Source organism: [Clostridium] scindens ATCC 35704 (genome assembly GCF_004295125.1).
GTDB classification, from domain to species: domain Bacteria; phylum Bacillota; class Clostridia; order Lachnospirales; family Lachnospiraceae; genus Clostridium_AP; species Clostridium_AP scindens.
This window is the reverse complement of record NZ_CP036170.1, coordinates 1,556,938-1,570,717: the sequence shown is the minus strand read 5'-3', so window position 1 is coordinate 1,570,717 and position 13,780 is coordinate 1,556,938. Positions and strand designations below refer to the sequence as shown.

General features: G+C 48.5%; 17 protein-coding genes and 1 pseudogene. 4 read left to right on the top strand and 14 right to left on the bottom strand.

Annotation, left to right across the window (positions count from 1 at the left end; all coding sequences use genetic code 11):
* Positions 1-58: 58 nt before the first annotated feature.
* The 11 genes and pseudogenes from HDCHBGLK_RS08050 to HDCHBGLK_RS08000 form a co-directional block, all read right to left on the bottom strand.
* Positions 59-1,144: a sensor histidine kinase gene (locus tag HDCHBGLK_RS08050; protein WP_233440747.1), complete on the bottom strand. Its 1,086-nt coding sequence runs from the start codon at positions 1,142-1,144 to the stop codon at positions 59-61.
* Positions 1,117-1,809: a response regulator transcription factor gene (locus HDCHBGLK_RS08045; protein WP_009249088.1), complete on the bottom strand. Its 693-nt coding sequence runs from the start codon at positions 1,807-1,809 to the stop codon at positions 1,117-1,119. The genes HDCHBGLK_RS08050 and HDCHBGLK_RS08045 overlap by 28 nt, the downstream gene beginning before the upstream one ends.
* Positions 1,810-1,903: 94 nt before the next feature.
* On the bottom strand, positions 1,904-2,803 hold the full coding sequence (locus HDCHBGLK_RS08040; protein ID WP_004608577.1) for a hypothetical protein: 900 nt from the start codon (positions 2,801-2,803) through the stop codon (positions 1,904-1,906).
* A 92-nt stretch (positions 2,804-2,895) separates the two neighbouring features.
* A pseudogene (locus tag HDCHBGLK_RS19985) lies at positions 2,896-3,054 on the bottom strand (BCCT family transporter); the annotation flags it as partial.
* A gap of 70 nt (positions 3,055-3,124) precedes the next feature.
* On the bottom strand, positions 3,125-4,435 hold the full coding sequence (locus HDCHBGLK_RS08030; RefSeq protein WP_004608579.1) for a sensor histidine kinase: 1,311 nt from the start codon (positions 4,433-4,435) through the stop codon (positions 3,125-3,127).
* Between the two features lie 26 nt (positions 4,436-4,461).
* Entirely contained in the window at positions 4,462-5,136 is a 675-nt protein-coding gene (locus HDCHBGLK_RS08025) for a response regulator (RefSeq protein WP_004608580.1), read from the bottom strand.
* A 1-nt stretch (position 5,137) separates the two neighbouring features.
* A complete protein-coding gene (gene phoU, locus HDCHBGLK_RS08020) occupies positions 5,138-5,809 on the bottom strand; it encodes a phosphate signaling complex protein PhoU (RefSeq protein WP_004608581.1) in 672 nt (223 codons plus the stop codon).
* A 1-nt stretch (position 5,810) separates the two neighbouring features.
* A complete protein-coding gene (pstB, locus tag HDCHBGLK_RS08015) occupies positions 5,811-6,560 on the bottom strand; it encodes a phosphate ABC transporter ATP-binding protein PstB (protein WP_004608582.1) in 750 nt (249 codons plus the stop codon).
* 12 nt (positions 6,561-6,572) lie between these two features.
* Positions 6,573-7,436 carry a phosphate ABC transporter permease PstA gene (pstA, locus tag HDCHBGLK_RS08010; protein ID WP_004608583.1) on the bottom strand — a complete coding sequence of 288 codons (864 nt, stop codon included), beginning with the start codon at positions 7,434-7,436 and terminating at the stop codon, positions 6,573-6,575.
* Entirely contained in the window at positions 7,429-8,304 is an 876-nt protein-coding gene (pstC, locus tag HDCHBGLK_RS08005; protein ID WP_004608584.1) for a phosphate ABC transporter permease subunit PstC, read from the bottom strand. Before pstC ends, pstA begins: the two co-directional genes overlap by 8 nt.
* 1 nt (position 8,305) lies before the next feature.
* The gene (locus HDCHBGLK_RS08000; RefSeq protein ID WP_009249089.1) at positions 8,306-9,217 is read right to left on the bottom strand and encodes a substrate-binding domain-containing protein; all 912 of its coding nucleotides are present in this window, start codon (positions 9,215-9,217) and stop codon (positions 8,306-8,308) included.
* A gap of 197 nt (positions 9,218-9,414) precedes the next feature.
* Between HDCHBGLK_RS08000 and HDCHBGLK_RS07995 the strand changes: the two genes are divergently transcribed.
* From HDCHBGLK_RS07995 to rd, 3 genes are all read left to right on the top strand, one after another.
* Positions 9,415-10,275, top strand: coding sequence for a class I SAM-dependent methyltransferase (locus tag HDCHBGLK_RS07995; RefSeq protein ID WP_004608586.1), 861 nt, complete (start codon positions 9,415-9,417; stop codon positions 10,273-10,275).
* Between the two features lie 113 nt (positions 10,276-10,388).
* Positions 10,389-10,763, top strand: coding sequence for a desulfoferrodoxin family protein (locus HDCHBGLK_RS07990; RefSeq protein WP_004608587.1), 375 nt, complete (start codon positions 10,389-10,391; stop codon positions 10,761-10,763).
* A 22-nt stretch (positions 10,764-10,785) separates the two neighbouring features.
* The gene (rd, locus tag HDCHBGLK_RS07985) at positions 10,786-10,947 is read left to right on the top strand and encodes a rubredoxin (protein ID WP_004608588.1); all 162 of its coding nucleotides are present in this window, start codon (positions 10,786-10,788) and stop codon (positions 10,945-10,947) included.
* Positions 10,948-11,001: 54 nt separating this feature from the next.
* Here rd and HDCHBGLK_RS07980 read toward each other — a convergent pair whose 3' ends face one another.
* The 3 genes from HDCHBGLK_RS07980 to HDCHBGLK_RS07975 are packed head-to-tail and all read right to left on the bottom strand — an operon-like array spanning position 11,002 to position 12,846.
* A complete protein-coding gene (locus HDCHBGLK_RS07980) occupies positions 11,002-11,679 on the bottom strand; it encodes an HAD family hydrolase (protein WP_004608589.1) in 678 nt (225 codons plus the stop codon).
* A gap of 17 nt (positions 11,680-11,696) precedes the next feature.
* Positions 11,697-11,858 carry a hypothetical protein gene (locus tag HDCHBGLK_RS18945; RefSeq protein ID WP_004608590.1) on the bottom strand — a complete coding sequence of 54 codons (162 nt, stop codon included), beginning with the start codon at positions 11,856-11,858 and terminating at the stop codon, positions 11,697-11,699.
* A gap of 52 nt (positions 11,859-11,910) precedes the next feature.
* Positions 11,911-12,846, bottom strand: coding sequence for an alpha/beta hydrolase (locus HDCHBGLK_RS07975; protein ID WP_130574574.1), 936 nt, complete (start codon positions 12,844-12,846; stop codon positions 11,911-11,913).
* A gap of 113 nt (positions 12,847-12,959) precedes the next feature.
* On the opposite strand from HDCHBGLK_RS07975, the gene HDCHBGLK_RS07970 reads away from it, so the two are divergent.
* Positions 12,960-13,769 (top strand): tyrosine-protein phosphatase, encoded by an 810-nt coding sequence (locus HDCHBGLK_RS07970; RefSeq protein ID WP_039910106.1) that lies wholly within the window; start codon positions 12,960-12,962, stop codon positions 13,767-13,769.
* Positions 13,770-13,780: the final 11 nt, after the last annotated feature.

The following is a 13,780-nucleotide window of genomic DNA, read 5'->3' as shown; positions in this document are numbered from 1 at the left end:
TGTATCTATCCTACCAAAGGAGTCTTACAGGAACATATCAGATAAAATAACAGTTTTGTTATTCTAGAGAATACTTCTTTTTCGGCAGCATCATCTGGAATATGGTTCCTCCCCTGTGGGAAGGGAGGGCGCGCACGCTGCCTCCCTGCGCTTCCATGATCTCGCGTACCAGATACAGGCCGACGCCTGCCCCCTCCATGGCCTCCACTTCTGGAGACTTGCCGCGGTAGAATCGCTTGAATATATTGGAATATTCTTCTTTTGGTATTCCGATTCCTTCATCCTCGATCTCGATCAGTACATAGGATACCTCCCGTTCAACACGTATCTGTATTCTAGATTTTTCCGGCGAATACTTTACAGCGTTATCCATAACATTGGCAAATGCTTCCGCTGTCCATCTTGGATCATGCTGTAGGCTCACATCCTTAAAACCTTCCATTTCTATCTCTATTTTTTTTTCATTTGCTTTGATAAAGATGCCATTGACTGCCCGGACCAGCGTTTCCTTAAGGCTGGCCTCTTTAGGCTCAAGCCTTATCATGTCTGCCTCCAGCCTTGACAGGTTCAAAAGCGTCCCCAGAAGATAGTTTAATTTCCCCACTTCCTGCTCTGCGCGCTCCAGGAATTCCATCTTCTCCGCCGCTGTGATATCTTCATCCTTCACCAGTTCAAAACTCAAGCCAAGGGCGGCAATCGGCGTCTTCAGCTGATGGGAAATATCTGTGATTAGCGCCTTTGTATTCTCCTTCTCCTCCACCAGGCGGTTCCGAAGTGTTCCAAATGCGCTTCCGAGCCGTTCCAGATGCTCTGTAATCTGGGAATGAATCCCACTTTTCATATAATCTTCTTCTGTATGAAAATCATAATCTCCTTCCTCAAACGCATTCAGATATCGACTGATGGACAGGTAATTGCCGTATTCCCGCTTATACAAAAAATAATTCCATATACCGTTCGTTACAAGCGCGCCCACAAGAAAGGGCAGCCAATAACGGAAATTCTGTTCAAGGCAGCGTATTACAAAGAAAAATACTGCAATGAATGCAGTACTTATGCCAAGTTTCATCTTCAACTCCTGCTCCAGCCAGATATATCCCTGTTCCCGGCTCTTTATCATTTTTTCAATACTTCTGTCGTCCACAGGTAGCCAATCCCCCTTATATTCTTGATATATTCATAGTCTTCTTCTGTCGCAAGTTTCTTTTTCAGCCTGCTGATGGTTACAGGCACCGTATTGTCATCTACAAACTGCCCGTCCATATCCCATACCGATTCTAATATCTGCTCCTTCGAGATAATCTGCTTCGGATGCTCCAGAAAATAAAGCAGCAGTTGAATCTCCTTCTTGCTAAGAGAAAGTTCCTGTTCCTTCTGAAATACTTTCATCTCCTTGCACCACACTTGCATGCTTCCGGATGTCAGCACATTTCCCTCTTCGTGCGTACTTTCAATCCTGCGCATCAGCGCATTGACCTTGGATATCAGCACCATCAGGCTGAAAGGCTTGGTAATGTAGTCGTCTGCCCCCGCATCATATCCATTTACAATATCGACTTCCTGATCCAGCGCTGTAAGGAAGATCAGGTATACATCACTGACCTTGCGAACGCTTTGTCCAAATTCCAGCCCATTCCCATCTTCCATGGAAATATCGCTGATGATCAGGTCTACCTCATTTTCCCGGAACATCTCCTTCGCCTCCGCCACTCCGGTGGCGCTTAAAACTTCGTACCCTTCTTTTTTAAGTTTCAGGCTTATTCCCCGATTCAGGCTTTCATCATCTTCCAGCAGTAATATCTTCCCCATGTCCACACTCCATTTATACTTATGCATCATCATACAAAAATGCCATTTTCCTAGATTATAATATTTCCCAGGATTCTTTGCAACAGGCAAAAGCCTACCTTCCGCCAGGATATGCGATGATCTCTCCATCTGCCGCATACAGAATTCCATCCTCGCTGTAATAAGCCGGATTATCCTCAGCCACCTCGATGAACATCAGGAGATGGAGGTGATCAAAGGCTCCCGGCGCAATATAGGTGATGTTGGAAGGAATGTAGACCTCAATCACCTCTTCTTCCAGCCCTCCCAGGGAATTCCTTTCAATTCCTGTACAATCCATGCTTCTTGGAAATGTCAGGATGCCGTCAGTGGCAACCGATGGGCTTGTACATCCAATGATCCGTCCGTTCTCATCGGACACAAAGCCGTCGAATTCCTTCCATCCTGCATATAACGCCAAATTCACCGGGGTTCCTTCCACACCTGTAAAGGGCATGGTACATGCCGGGTCCAGATACCAGCCGGTAAATTCTTTGCCAAGCCTTCTGGGTCTTTGAAAAGCATCTACTTCTATATTAGTACTTTCGCAGGAATATATGGTCTTCTCTGGCATTCCTCCGTTTCCATATAGGCAGACAACTATCAACGGCGTCTCCGCCGGATGGGAGTCCGAAGATGTCATAACCTGAACATTCAGGTCCTCTTTCTTTTTCTGATTCACTTCCGGGAATATTCTCGCCTCTTCTTTCCTCTCATCAAGAGACAGCACTACCGTTTGTTTTGTAATTCCCAATGCAATTTCCGGAAACATCCCGCTTACGACTCTACCCGTCTGTCCGTTCATCACGGGACTGGCAGACCGTCCTTGCGGCAGGCTGTCATATGCCGTGCTCTGGAACCATGCAAAGATATACAGGCATGCCAATACCGCTGCAAGCAGAGCGCTTCCTGCAATCTGCCTCCACAATATGCATATTTTGATTCCGGGTATCGTACAATTCAAGATTCCTTCCATGCTCACACCTCGCTGCTTAAATTATAAGATGAACAGAGCATAAATGAAAGTGGCGCCTTGACACGTCAAGACGCCACTTTCCAGACTATTTCTTATGATACATCCTCTGTCTTCAGCGCTTTTACCAGAGATACGCAGGCAAAGAGCATGATAAATATAAATGGGAACGCTGCCGCTATAGAGATAATCTGCAGCGGCTTAAGGCCTCCTTCAATCAAAAGACCCGCTGCCATCAGGGACTGCACGATACCGATCGGGTACAGCTGGATGATCGGCAGTTGAAGGAGAACATCATAAAAGCCATTGCATTTATTGCAGGCATCAGAATGTAAGTTCCATTCTGGTGCCTTTTCCCACTTCGCTTTCCACCCGGATATCCGCGTCATGGATCATCGCCCCGTGCTTTACGATAGACAGGCCAAGGCCGGTTCCCCCGCTTTCTTTGGAGTGGCTCTTGTCCACCCTGTAGAACCGCTCAAAGATTCTTTCCTGCTGATCCGCCGGAATCCCAATGCCGGTGTCTGTCACGATTATCTTCTTTCCTTTCAGCGTGCTGCCTACCCAGACACTTAAGGTACCGCCGTCCTTATTATACTTGATTGCATTCTCGCAGATATTATATACCATCTCATCCAAGATCTGACGGATTCCCCGGTAAACCACGGATTCCCCGGTAACCTCTATACGGATGTCTCTTGCATTCGCCTGGGGAGCCAGCCGGCTGCATACCTCCCTTGCAAGCTGATAGAGATCCACTTCCTCTTTTTCCAGTTCTACCTTTCCTTCATCCAGCCGGGACAGTTTAATGATATCCTCTACCAGGGTAATGAGCCTGCTGGCTTCATTATAAATACGCTCTGAGAACTTCTTCATATCCTCCGGCTTTACCAGGCCGTCCTTCATAATCTCCGCATAGCCTGATATGGAGGTCAGCGGAGTCTTTAATTCGTGGGAAACGTTGGCCGAGAATTCCTTTCTCATATTGGCGATCGCGTCTTTTTCCTTGTTCTGTCTGTCTATGCTCATAAGCAGTGGCGTCAATTCTTCATACACATCATTTTCCATCGGGTTATCAAGATCCAGTTCATTAATCGGCCGGATCAGTCTTGCTACCTGCCATCTTGCCAGAATCCATGCGATTAAAAGCATCATCACGGCTATCACGCCCATTGCCGGCAGGATTCTTATTGCCGTAAAGAATGCCGTATCAACCGTTTTAGAAACTCTTAAGACGTTGCCGTCCGCAAGCCTCTGAGCATAATAGAACATCTCCTGTCCCAGGGTATCGGACTTGCGGATATCCTGGCCGCTTCCGGTACTAAGCGCTTCTTTGACCTCCGGCCTGCTTTTATGGTTTTCCAAAGTCACTTCGTCTTCTTTGGAATCATAGGTCACCTTGCCCTGCCTGTCTATCATGGTAACCCTGGTGTTCTTTCGCACCGCGTCCATCTCTTTCAGGTATGCCTCGCCGGAGATTCCGACGGCTGCGCAGATATAGTCAGCCTCCTGGCGGATCTCATCTTCCATAAGGCTGATCGTCTGGCGATACACCACGAATGTGGTGATCGCATAGGTAATCAGCAAGGTGGTGGTGATTACCAGTATCATGCTTCGCTGTATCTTTCTTCTCATTACTGATTCCTGTCCCTTCAAGCAAGTTATTCTCTCATCCGATATCCAACGCCGCGGACCGTCTCAATCCGCTCCCCCGCGCTCCCTAACTTCTGGCGCAGAGTCCTGACATGCACATCCACGGTTCTGGTCTCTCCGTCAAAGTCATAGCCCCAGATATCTTCCAGCAGCTGGTCTCTGGTCAGCACAATGTTGGAATTCTTCATAAGACGCTTCAGGAGCTCATACTCCTTGAGCGTCAGGCTTATGACTTCCCCTGCTGCCGTCACCTCATGCTTTTTCAGATTCATCTCTATCTCGCCAATCACGATGGAGTCTTCCTTCCGGACTCCTTCTCTGGCGCTTCGCCTTAGGACGGCCTTGATTCTGGATACCAGTTCCATCATTCCGAATGGCTTAGTCACATAGTCGTCCGCCCCGGTGTCAAGTCCCATGACCTTATCATATTCCGCGCCTTTGGCGGTAACCATGATGACCGGAATATCCCTCGTCTTAGGCGAGGCCTTCAGTTTTTTCAGCAGTTCCATGCCGTCTTCTCCCGGAAGCATGATGTCGAGCAGGACAAGATCCGGCGTTTCCAGCGCCAGCGCTTCCAGAAAGGAACTTCCCTCCTCAAATCCCCGCGCCTTAAGCCCGGTGCTTTCCAGTGTATATACGACCAGTTCGCGTATGTTGCTGTCATCTTCCACGCAAAATATCATGCTAATTCTCCTTTAGCTTCATTGTTTCCATTCCCTTGTGTACTCCAGTGATGGAGAATTCCACCCACTCAGCAATATTGGTGGCATGATCGGCGATTCTTTCCAGATATTTGGCAACCATGATCAAGTCGATCGCCCGCTCCCCATATCCGCCCTTATTTTCCGCAATAAAACTGACAAGTTCTCTCTTATTTTCTTCAAACATCTCATCCACGATGTCATCGGAAGCCATCACTTCTCTGGATAGTTCCAGATCCTTCTTTACATAGGCCGTGACGCTGTCACGTACCATCTTTGCCGCTGCCTCCGACATCTGCCCAATTCTCGAGATGTCCATCGCCTCCGTCATCCTGGCAGAGATAATGATCTCAGCGATATCAGACGCCTGGTCCCCGATCCGCTCCATATCCGTAATCATCTTAAGCGCCGCGGATATCTGCCGCAGATCTCTTGCCACCGGCTGCTGCTGAAGCAGCAGTTTCAGGCACAGACGTTCAATGTCCTTTTCCATCTGGTCAATCTCATCATCCGCCTCCCGAACCGCCTTTGCCTGCTCCATGTCTCCATTTTGAAGCGCCTTGGTCGCCTTGTTAATGGCAATCTCGCACAATTCTCCCATATAAGTCAGCTGCTCATTGAGGCGCTCTAACTGCATATCAAACTTATTCCGCATCCTAACCGAACCTCCCTGTAATATAGTCTTCCGTACGCTTATCTGATGGTATGGAAAAAAGTTTCTCCGTATCATTGTACTCCACAACCTCGCCAAGCAAAAAGAAAGCCGTATTGTCGGACACGCGGACCGCCTGCTGCATATTATGCGTTACCATTATAATAGTATAATCTTTTTTCAATTCCATCGCAAGGTCTTCAATCTTCGATGTAGATATGGGATCCAGAGCAGACGTGGGCTCATCCATCAAAAGGACTTCCGGCTGCACGGCCAGAGCTCTGGCTATGCACAGCCTCTGCTGCTGCCCGCCTGACATTCCAAGGGCGCTTTTCTTAAGCCGGTCCTTGCATTCTTCCCAGATTGCCGCGTCTCTTAAGGATTTCTCCACAATATCATCCAGCCGGGACTTGGAACGGATTCCATGGGTCCTTGGCCCATAAGCGATATTGTCATAGATGCTCATCGGAAATGGATTGGGCTTCTGAAACACCATGCCCACCCGCTTCCTTAACAGGTTTACATCAATCTCCTTAAATATATCCTGCCCATCCAAAAGAATATCCCCTTCTATCCTGCATCCTTCCACCAGATCATTCATGCGGTTGATGGACTTTAAAAGGGTAGACTTTCCACATCCTGAAGGCCCGATAAACGCTGTGATTTTATTCGTTTCTATTTCCAGATTCACATCTTTTAACGCCTTGAAATCATCATAATATAAATCCAGATTCTTAATACTAATTTTCCCCATGATTCTTCCTCTCTACGCTTTCGTTAATCTTCTGGCCACAACGCCGGACAAAGTGTTGATTCCCACTACCAGAAGCAGCAGTATGACCGCTGTGGCATACGCCTGATCCATGTACAGTCCTTCGCTCGCCAGATTATACATATGTACGGCCAGAGTCCGGCCCGATCCCATGACGCCGTTTGGCACATCGGCCACCGTACCCGCCGTGTAGATCAGGGCTGCCGTCTCTCCCACAATCCTTCCCACCGCCAGGATTATCCCGGCGAGAATGCCTGGCACCGCGGATGGAAGAACGATTCGAAACACCGTCCGCAGTTTTCCCGCGCCCAGGCCAAAACTTCCCTCCCGGAAGGAATCCGGCACCGACTTAAGGGCCTCCTCCGTGGTTCGCATGATCAGCGGCAGGATCATGATAGACAGGGTAAATGCGCCAGCCAGCATCGAGAATCCCCATCCGCATGCAGTCACAAAGAACAGCATGCCAAACAATCCATAGACGATGGACGGGATGCCTGATAGGGTCTCCGTAGTCAGACGTATGATTTCAATAAATCTGTTGCCCCGTCCGGCATATTCCACCAGGAAAATGGCGGAAAATATGCCAAAAGGCACTGCGATCACCAGAGACAAAAACGTCATGGCAATGGTATTGATCAGTGCCGGCATCAGCGACGCGTTTTCCGACGTATAGGTCAGAGAAAATAAAGATGGCTTGATATACGGAATCCCGTGAATCAAAATATAGACGATCAGAAATATCAGTACGGTAAAAGTCAGAACCGCAGACAGTACGACCAGAAGCATTACGATGAATGATCCCGGCGTCCTGGCGTACGACTTAAGTCTCTGCTTGAATCTTTCCTGGCTACTACTCATGGCTTCCCCTCCTGTTTAGAAGTGCTACGCTGAAGTTAATCAGCAGGATGAACACAAAGAGAACTACGCCTGTTGCAATCAGCGCTTCCCTGTGCAGGTCTGTGGCATATCCCATTTCTATCACAATATTGGCTGTCAGAGTCCGGATTCCGCGGAAGATGCCAGCCGGCATCCTGGCCTGGTTTCCTGCCACCATGATGACTGCCATCGTCTCGCCGATCGCCCGGCCGATGCCAAGCACGATCCCCGCTACGACGCCGGACTTGGCCGCCGGCAGGATCACCCGGAAGATCGCCCTCTCGTGGGTGGCGCCTAAAGCCACGGCTCCTTCATAGTACTGGGCAGGCACCGCACGGATTGCCGACTCTGTCACGCCGATAATCGTCGGAAGGATCATCATGCCAAGCAGAAGAGATGCCGTAAGGATGCTGCTCCCGTTTCCTCCGAAGCCAAGCCCCCGGCCCATCTCCCTGATCCATGGCACCAGCACGACCAGGCCGAAGAACCCATATACAACCGATGGAATGCCTGCCAGCAGTTCCGTCGCCGCTTTGAGCGGCCTGTAGATCTTCTTTGGACAATAATGAGCCATGAATACGGAGGTCAGGATTCCCACCGGCACTCCGAAGAGTATGGCCCCCGCAGTGACATACAAGCTTCCTATAATCATCGGAAAGATTCCAAATATCTGGTTCTTGGGCCTCCACATCTGGCCGGTCAGGAACTTGCCAAATCCAATTTCTTTCATTGCGGGGATGCCATTCGCAAAAAGGAATAAGCAAATGAGAGCTACCGCCAGTACCGAAGTACAGGCGGCAATGAAGAACACTCCCCGCATGAATTTTTCAGTCCATGCTTTTGATTTCATTTTATTTTACTACCTCATCCCATGTAAGCGTCTCTCCGGTGTAAATGGATTTTACCTGATCGCTGCTCAGTTCATCTGTCGTGTTGTTCTTATTTACGATGACTGCAATTCCATCCGTCGCAATCACCTGGGGAACCAGGCCTTCGGACGTCTCTGTATCCTTCAATTCTCTGGATGCCATGCCAATGTCATAACTTCCGTCAATAGCGGATGTCATGCCGGTGGTAGAATCGGTAGTCTGAAGTTCGATTTCTGCCTTGTCGTTCACCGCTTTATACGCCTCGATAAGCTTCTCCATCACGGGTGAAACAGAAGACGAGCCTCCAACGACCGCTTTTCCCTCCGGCGCACTTCCTTCATATGGTTTTGCTTCATCTAAAGAAATGTATCCATTGTCCGCTACTACTTTCTGTCCTTCCTCGCTTAGGATGAAGTTGATGAAATCCTCAGCCACCGCATTATCTGCCCCTTCCTTGGTTGCAATATTGAACGGCCTGGACACCTTATACGTGCCGCTCTTAATATTCTCAGCGGTTGCCTCTGCCCCGTCAATCTTCATGGCCTTCACGCTATCATTAAGCGAGCCAAGGGATACATAGCCGATCGCATAATCATCTCCTGCAACGGTTGTCATCATTACAGAAGTACTATTGGTAATCTGGGCCTCCTGCGTAGTCATATCCACTTTCTCGCCGTCTATCTCATCTTCAATCCCGAACAATTCGGTAAATGCCCCTCTTGTCCCAGATCCATCTTCCCTGGATACAATGGTGATATCCCTGGAAGCATCCCATTCAGATGCTTCTGCCTTTTTATCATTTCCATCACCAGCATCTGATTTTCCACAGCCGACGGCAAGTCCCGCTGCCATACCTACAATTGCCAATACTGCGATAAACTTTTTCAATCTCATAGTCATTTCTCTCCTTTATCAATCAAATATCTTCTTCACAATTGCTATCATAAAGGATGAATGTAAAATCTGAAATCCGCTCAATGTTAAATCTATGTAAAGTTCCAAAACCCTCTTCTTTTCTTTTTCATTCCTTCATGCTATAATCCTAAGTGATTGTGGATTATAATGTCAGAAACAGGAGAGAATAGATAATCATGTGGATTGCAGATCAATGGAAAGATTATGAAGTGATAGATTGCAGCAAGGGAGAGAAACTGGAGCGCTGGGGCGGATACATCCTTGTCCGACCGGATCCCCAGGTCATCTGGGACACTCCCAGAAATGACCGTGGATGGAAGCATAGGAACGGGCACTATCACCGCAGCAAAAGGGGCGGCGGAGAATGGGAATTCATAAGCCTCCCAGAACAATGGCAGATTCATTATAAAGACTTAACCTTTAATCTGAAGCCTTTTAGTTTCAAGCACACCGGTCTTTTCCCGGAACAGGCTGCAAACTGGGACTGGTTTTCAGAAAAGATTCGAAAGGCCGGTCGCCCGATAAAGGTCTTAAATCTCTTTGCCTATACCGGAGGCGCTACATTGGCAGCAGCAGGGGCCGGCGCCAGCGTCACCCATGTAGACGCATCCAAAGGCATGGTAAACTGGGCCAAGGAAAATGCGGCTTCTTCCGGCCTGTCCGACAAGCCGATCCGGTGGCTGGTGGATGACTGTGTCAAATTCGTGGAGCGGGAAATCAGAAGGGGGAACCATTACGATGCCATCATTATGGATCCGCCTTCCTACGGAAGGGGTCCCAAAGGCGAGATCTGGAAGATCGAGGATGCCATCCATCCTCTGATCAGACTTTGCACGCAGATCCTGTCCGACCAGCCTCTGTTTTTTCTGGTCAACTCCTATACTACGGGCCTTGCGCCTGCCGTGCTCACCTACATGCTGGCCACGGAACTAAAGAACTATGACGGGAATGTAGATTCGCAGGAGATCGGACTTCCGGTGACACGCTCCGGGCTGGTGCTTCCATGCGGCGCCTCCGGCAGATGGGAATCCCGGTAAAATTTTAAAAAACGGATAGTTTTGTAACCAAGTCACAGAAATAGCCTCCTTTTTGATGTATTCTATTAACAGAAACAGCAAAAACTAATAGAAAACATGAAGGAGGCTTTTTTATGGGCAGATTCTATAAAGACCAGAACTCACATAATATATTCCAGGAGCTGATCTCTCTTAGCGAGAGCGCTTCTGTTCCGTCACTTGAGGAAATCAAGGCGAACACAACGGATGCCGCACAGGAAAAACACGTTCCTGTCGTTACCATAAAAGATAATGTAGTGGAGGTGTCGGTCGGCTCCGTGACTCACCCTATGCTGGATGAGCATTACATTACAGGCATCTATATCGAGACTAAGCTTGGCGCGCAGTACAGAAAACTTGCGCCGGGTATGGATCCCAAGGCTGTATTCATTCTTCCGGAAGGGGACGAGTTTGTTGCGGCATATGAATACTGTAATCTTCACGGATTATGGAAAAAAGACAATAACTAAAAATAATTGGAGGTAAGAAGTCATGCAGAAATATTTATGCGAACCATGTGGATATGTATATGATCCTGAAATCGGAGATCCGGACGGCGGAATCGCCCCGGGTACACCATTCGAAGATATTCCGGACGACTGGGTATGCCCGATCTGCGGAATGGGGAAAGAAGTATTCATTGTAGAAGAATAAAAAGCCAGGTTTATTAAATAGCAGGAATGAAAGGCAAAATGCCTGTCATTCCTGCTATTTTCCAATGTCCATCTGTTCCAGAAGTCCAATCACCTCATGCAAAGTTTTAAACTGCCTGTGGACCAATGCTTTGATCTCTTCATCCGGCTCCACCAGATCCGGAATCATAACAGGAATCATGCCGGCCGCATACGCGGAGCGGATTCCCGCCGGGGCATCCTCAAGGGCAATGCTGCACTCCGGCCTTGTCTTAATGGCCTCGCATGCCTTTAAGTATATCTCAGGGTCGGGCTTTGCCAGGTGTACCATATCTCCGAATATGGCCCCGTCAAAATACCTGTATATCCCTGCTTCTTCCAGATTATGTATAGCATAGCCGCTTCTGGATGACGTAGCCACAGACATCTTATAGCCTCTGCTCTTCCCATATTCCAGAAGTTCCAATACGCCCGGCTTGATTGGAAGGCCTTCTTCCTCTACAATCTCCCGGAATCGGACTCTCGTCCTGCCAGCAAACTCTTCCGCGGGAAAATCAGGCCCGAATACCCGCAGGAAGTACTCATTCCTTCCTACCACATTCATCCCCAGCGTATGGTAGATATGGCTTCCCATATGCCGGATGCCAAGCTCGTTCCCGGCATCCTCCCAGGACCGCTGAACGATACGCTCCGAATCGAACAGCAGTCCATCCATGTCAAATACAATTCCTTCAATTACACTTCCATCAATCATCCTGTTCAAATTCCTTTTTAAAACTCAATTCCCCGTCCAAGGGCATCCTTCAGATAGTCCGATACTTCTTCCAGCTTATTGACAGCCGCCATCTTCTCTTCCCATTCCTCACCCGTCATTTCCTTGTTTACAAGGCATTTTTGGATATGCTTAACTTCTCTAATCAATTCTTCTGTCATAAGAATACCCCCTTAATTATTTTTATATATCCAGTATAACATATTCTCCCATCTATGACGTATATTTGTCCGCAAAACTTATCACGCGCTCCCAATATCTGTCTTCGTCGATAATACTGGCCTCCCCATGGGCGGCGCCGCCAACGACAAACCTTTCCTTCTCGCACCTTGCAGCCTCAAATAGACGCCCGTGCATCTCATAGGGAACAAACAGATCCTCGCTTCCGTGAATGAACAGGATCGGGACCTTTGATCTTGCCACCTGCGCAAGGGCGCTGGCCTCCTTAAAATCATAGCCGGCCCTTCTCTTCATGATCGCCGATGCTATATAGAGGAATGGAAATGCCGGAAGATGGCACATCTTACGGATCTGCACCTGGAATTCTTCCCATACGGAAGTATAGCCGCAGTCTTCTACGACTGCCTTGACCTGATTCGGAAGGTCTTCCTCTCCAGCCGCCATCATGACGGTTGCCGCTCCCATGGAAAGGCCGAACAGCAGGATCCTCGCCTGTCCATCTTCCTGAATGATCCGTCTTGCCCAGTCCACTACGTCCCGGCGTTCGGGCCAGCCCATTCCGATGTAGTTTCCCTCGCTCTCGCCAAGCCCCCTGGCATCCGGCGCCAGGATATGGTAGCCCGCCTCCCGGAAGCGGATCGCATCGCCTCCCATATTAAGCGCATTGCTCTTGTAGCCATGGCAGATAATGACATACTTATGGCTCTCTTCCTTTGCCGGAATCTCCAGAGCGTGAAGTTCCAGGCCATCCCAGCTGGTTATGTACGCGTCTATTCCATTGGCGCTCATGAAGAGCCGGTTCTGTTCCTGTTTCCGGGTCAGCAGATCCTTTTCTTTCGCCTTTCTCAAATGCTTTCTTGATCCCAGCATGAATTTGCACAGATAATTGCTGACAAAGATTGCCACGCTTATGCCAAAGGTGGCTACATACAGCAGCGCAACCATAATTTTGCGAATATATTTCCCCATAACATCTCCTCTTTTGTCTCTTAAGATATTCATTTGTCCATTATAGCATGAAATATGCTATACTGAAAAGTAACGTAATAATTAGAAATATCATTTGGAAAGGCAGGCTTATTATGAATCCTATACAACGAATCCCACTTGAGGGTCTTTTTAATACCAGGGACCTGGGAGGAATAGAGACCATGGACGGATACCGCGTCCGTCCACGGCGGCTGATACGCAGCGGGCAGCTCTACCACATGACGGAGAACGACAAAAAGGTGCTCTCAGATGAATACGGCTTAAAGTCCATCGTAGACTTTCGGACTTTGGATGAACAGGCTGAGAAGCCTGATCCTCATATAGAAGGCGCTACGCACATCAGCAATCCCATCCTGCAGACTATGACTGCCGGCATAACCCACGATGAGGCATCCGAAAAAATGACTTTGGAGGAAGCCACGCTGGCTATGAAGGAGAATGGCGTAGACCCGTCATTCTATATGCAGAAATTATATGAAGATATCATCACCAGCGATTATTCCCTGAAGCAGTATGCACAGTTTTTCCGTATTCTAGCCGGGCAGGAAGAAGGGGCCACGCTGTGGCACTGCAGCGCAGGAAAGGACCGCGTAGGCATGGGGACTGCCATGCTGCTGTATACCCTGGATGTAGATATGGATACTATTATTGATGATTATATGATGACCGCTGCCTTTCTAAAAGATGAGGTAGAACTGATACTCAAAAGACTGTCCGCAGCCATTACCGATCCCGGTCAAATTGAAAGCCTTCGAATCTGTATGGGCGTCAAGAAAAATTACATAAAGAGAGTCTTTCAGATTATGGAAGAAACCTCCGGCAGCATCCGGCAATTTCTAAAAGACAGGATCGGACTTTCTGAATCCCTGGCTGATACATTAAAAGCGCTGTACCTTGAGTAACAGCGCTTTTC